At 51.5% G+C, this 658-nt stretch carries 1 protein-coding gene; it reads left to right on the top strand.

Annotation, left to right across the window (positions count from 1 at the left end):
• Positions 1-658 (top strand): hypothetical protein (locus tag KCG35_RS25985; protein ID WP_215822811.1); only part of this gene is annotated, 658 nt, incomplete at both ends.

The following is a 658-nucleotide window of genomic DNA, read 5'->3' as shown; positions in this document are numbered from 1 at the left end:
AGCCTCAGCGGCGAAGTTGGGTAAGGCCTATCGAGAAACCAATAAGCAATTGGCGGCGGTTAAAGCGCTTAATAAATACAAAAATAAACTGGCCGAGCTGAAAGCCAAACAAGCCAATACCACTCACTCATCTCGCCGTTTAGCCGAAGGTATTAAAAACGTTGAGCGTCAGTATCGGTCAGCTAAGCGCTCAGCCAAACAATACGGGATTGAAGTGAATAACCTGGCGCGCGCGCAGAAGAAACTACAACGGAAAGCCGCCTTGCAGAAGTTCGGCACCAAACTGATGCCTGGTGTGGGCAAAGTGGCAGCCAGCATTAAACGAGGCGCAGGGGTATTAGCCGGTGGTGCTACCGCCGCGTTTGGCTTATCCGCCTGGACCGCTAACCGACTCGATCCTATTGCCAAAACCGCTGACAAATTAGGTATAGGCATTGAAGCCCTGCAGGAGTTTCAATATGCCGCTGAGCGTTCAGGGGTATCCGTACAGCAATTTAATCTGGGTACGCAACGAATGGTGAGACGCGTTGCGGAAGCCGCCAAAGGCACAGGCGAAGCGAAAAATGCGCTCGCCGAATTAGGCCTTAATGCGCAATGGCTGGGGAAATTAAAACCTGAACAGCAGTATGAGCAAATTGCGGAAGCGATGAGCCAGGTA

The sequence above is a fragment of the Zooshikella harenae genome (assembly GCF_018837975.1).
In the GTDB taxonomy this organism is placed as follows: Bacteria; Pseudomonadota; Gammaproteobacteria; order Pseudomonadales; family Zooshikellaceae; genus Zooshikella; species Zooshikella harenae.
The sequence above is the reverse complement of the archived record's forward strand: the minus strand, read 5'-3'. Positions and strand labels throughout refer to the sequence as shown.